2 protein-coding genes and 1 pseudogene are annotated in these 3,020 nt (G+C 62.1%); 1 reads left to right on the top strand and 2 read right to left on the bottom strand.

What is annotated here, in order from left to right; all coding sequences use genetic code 11:
• Window positions 1-264 precede the first annotated feature (264 nt).
• Both ABSG20_RS33565 and murJ read right to left on the bottom strand, forming a co-directional pair.
• Window positions 265-450: a hypothetical protein gene (locus ABSG20_RS33565; protein ID WP_423868737.1), complete on the bottom strand. Its 186-nt coding sequence runs from the start codon at window positions 448-450 to the stop codon at window positions 265-267.
• A gap of 73 nt (window positions 451-523) precedes the next feature.
• Complete coding sequence (gene murJ, locus ABSG20_RS33560; protein ID WP_423868736.1) at window positions 524-2,149, bottom strand: murein biosynthesis integral membrane protein MurJ; 1,626 nt, start codon at window positions 2,147-2,149, stop codon at window positions 524-526.
• A 706-nt stretch (window positions 2,150-2,855) separates the two neighbouring features.
• On the opposite strand from murJ, the pseudogene ABSG20_RS33555 reads away from it, so the two are divergent.
• Window positions 2,856-3,020 (top strand): annotated as a pseudogene (locus ABSG20_RS33555) (M20/M25/M40 family metallo-hydrolase); the annotation flags it as partial.

Genomic DNA, 3,020 nt, shown 5'->3' with positions numbered 1-3,020 from the left:
TGATTGCTGGCCCGACGCCGAACTCCTGCGTCTGTCCAGAAGGCACCGTGCTGCGAGGCAACGAATGCGTGCGGCCGATCGTGTGCAGGCCGCCGCTTAGCCTCAACCCGGCGGGCACGGCCTGCACCTGTCCGCAGGGCACCGTGCAGCGGGGCAACGAATGCGTGCGCAGTGGACCGGGTGGGAGCCCCGGGCGCGGCGGCGAGCAACCGGGTGGCGGCGGTCGGCGTCAGTGAGTGATGAATATTTCGCGGCGGGATCACATCACGTGCCGCGGAACACCGCCTTGCGCTTGGCGTGGAACGCCTCGACGCCTTCGCGGAAATCATCGGATTGCCGCAACCGGCTCGCCGTAAAGAGCATTGGGGCGGCCGCCATCAGGACGGCAAATTTCGCCCAGGGCGCTTCCAAAACGAAGAAGGCGCGCAGCAGGGGAGCACGCCCGAGCACGAAGGGCTTGAGGGCAACGGCGCAACATATCGCTCGCCATCATCCAGCGAAATTCGATGCGCGGCTTGCGACGTCACCTGAGCCGAAGCTTCCGCAGCAGAATGTGCTCGAACTCAGCAACCTCGCTTACGACAAACAGCCGCGCCAGAAACCCATACGCGGCGATCCCAAACGTACAAAGGAGTGTGGCCCGAAGCAGGATCGCCGTTATATGCACGCCGGGCAGCCATTGCATGGCCAAGGTAAGTGCCACCAGGCCCAGGCCAGTGGCAATCGCTGCCGCCAACGCCAGACGTAAGGCGCCACCAAGCATATTCGAGGAGTTGTCGAGGTTGGCGCCCCTGGCCGCCGCCTCGCGCTCGAAGCGACGGCGCTGCAGCCAACCGAGCAGCATCACGTAGACCATGATGGCCGTCGAACTGGCGACGGCAAGGCCGATCGCGCCCGCTTGCCGTCGCAATACCACATAGACCGGCACCATGATGGCGGCGACGGCCGTTCCGATGATCGTGGGCAGCCATGTGCTCTCCAGTGCGTAGAAGCCTCGGCTGATCACAGTTTGAGCGGCCCAGCCGCTAAGACCCAGGCAGAGAAAGGTCAGAACGGTTGCCGTCTCCTGCGCATCGGACGAGGTGAAGCGGTCGGCGAACAGCCCCCAGATCAGGTAGACAGCCTCGAAGCCAGCGATCGTCAGGCATACCTGCGTCGCGAAGGTCAGAAGCAGCATCAGGCGGACCGCGCGAGTCAGCAGGGCGTAGGCCTGGACCACCCTTCCGGTCGCGATCAGTCCGCTAACCGTCGGGTAGGCGGCCACGCCCGCCGCCATTCCGAACATGCCGATCGGCACCTTCATCAGCGTCCGGCCATATTGCGGATACGCCAGGCTGCCAACCCCGAGATATGACGCCTGGTTTTTGACGATCCATTCGTCGACCACGACGATCGAGAATCCGATCATGATCGGCACCGACAGCCAAAGATAGCGCTTCAGGTCCGGGTTGCGAAAAGTGAACAACGGCATCCAGCGCATCCAAGTCCTCAGGCAGCCATAGAGCGGCAATCCAAACGGACCCGCGATCGAACCGGCCAATACTCCCCAGGCAAACCCGTCGGCGCCGAGTTCGGGGTAGCGGGCCCCGACGAGTCCACCGACGATGATGCCGGCCGAGTAAACCAGAGGGGCCATCGCCGGCAGAACGTGCAGGTTCTGGGCCTGCAATGCCGCGGACAGCAAGCCGCCGATCACGTGGAAGAACTGAGCCGGCAGGATGATCCGCGTCAGTCGAACGAGCGTATCGATATCGCTGCCATTGGTGAAACCTGGGGCAACAAGTGCTGCCAGCGGCCGGGCAAACACCATGAGCAGCCCTATGCCGACGGTTCCGACCACCAGGATGAAGTTTGCGATAACGCTGAAGGATTCCCAGCCGCGGTCGCGGTCGCCGCGCTCAAGATGCGCCAGAAAGATCGGGACAAAGACGATTGACAGTGCGCCCGCGGCGAGCAGGTAGTTCAAAAAATCTGGCAGCGTGAAGCTTGCAAAATAAATATCCGCCGTCCGGCTTGCGCCCAAAGTGCGGCCGATAATCTGCTCCCGGACCAGTCCCATCACGCGGCTGAGGAAGATCGAACTGGCCCAGATGACGGAGGCGATACCGATGACGCGTGCCTGGCTCTTGTCGTTTTGCTGCTCGGCCAAACCGGCAATCTCCCTGCAGACATTAAGGCGAACGATGCGGTGCCAAGCGATCGTGCGCGGAGCGATCACCTTCTGAAGTAAAGCGGTGTCCTGACGGTAGGCTCGGAAGGGTAGATAGCATCTGAAGCGTCGCGATGGCCGATGACAAGGATGACGGATTGCTGAACCCGATCGAAAGCGAATTGGCGGGCACCCTGGAATAGATGGTCCTCAGATCCAGATAAATGTTCGGCAACGTCGAAGCGGCTTTTGCCGCATCGTCGCCATCAGGGTCCGCAGCCTTCGCGAATTCGGGAAAGCCGGACCATCCGAGCGCACCCACGAACACGACACAAATGACCCGCAAAAATCCGATCGGCGGGCGCGCAGATGGGAAACGGATTTCATCAAATCCTAGAGTCAAGTGGCATCCTCCGGACACGCGAATTGAACACCTGCAGCAGGCGAACACAAGAAACTCTGATTGAAAATCCGGCCGCCGAGCTGCATCAAGGTCTGCGCGCTACCGGTAGTCTTCAATCCTGTGACGATCAATTGGGCGCGCAGTTTCTGAACGGCACCGCGCTCGGTGGCAAAGCGCTCGGCCCGCGTATCGCCGCCCCTGCTCTTGGCCCCCAAATTATCTCAGCAGACCGCCTTGAGGAGCCTTGCGAAGCAAGGCGCCCCGAAGGATGCTGACAAGCTTCGCCGATCAAAAGGATTCGTCGTGCCTGTTGACACTCAAGCCGCCACTGACCGCCTCATGCGCTTCCTCGCCGTCGAGGGCGTGACCGGAAAGGAGGCAGCGATAGGGCGCGAGCTCACCGCTTCGCTGAAAGAAAGCGGCGTGCCGGCGGACGCGATCCGCCTCGACGACGCGAACACACGCATA

This window comes from Bradyrhizobium sp., assembly GCF_049512235.1.
Taxonomy (GTDB): domain Bacteria; phylum Pseudomonadota; class Alphaproteobacteria; order Rhizobiales; family Xanthobacteraceae; genus Bradyrhizobium.
Note: the sequence above shows the minus strand (reverse complement) of the source record. Positions and strands in the feature narration are given on the sequence as shown.